We start from the raw sequence: 233 nt of genomic DNA, 5'->3' as shown, positions 1-233 counted from the left end.
TAGGCGCCGCCGGACTTCATCACTGCGAGGACGGCGATGAGCCAGTCCAGTGAGCGGGGCAGTGAGATCGCGACCCGCTTTTCCGGGCCCACACCTTGGCTGATCAGCCAGCGGGCGAGTTGGTTGGCGCGGGCGTTCAACTGGTCGTAGGTGAGGCTGTGGTCGCCGAACTCGGCGGCGGTCGCCTGCGGTGCCTGTCGTACCCGTTGCTCGAAGAGGTCCACGAAGGTGGT

The 233-nt window shown here is 66.5% G+C and carries 1 protein-coding gene; it reads right to left on the bottom strand.

The annotated features are described in order from the left end of the window. The coding region (locus OO52_RS45880; protein ID WP_158712721.1) for an AMP-binding protein at positions 1 to 233 on the bottom strand (233 nt) is incomplete at both ends.

This window comes from Streptomyces flaveolus, from assembly GCF_000716535.1.
GTDB lineage: Bacteria > Actinomycetota > Actinomycetes > Streptomycetales > Streptomycetaceae > Streptomyces > Streptomyces flaveolus_A.
This window is presented reverse-complemented; position numbering and strand designations above follow the sequence as displayed.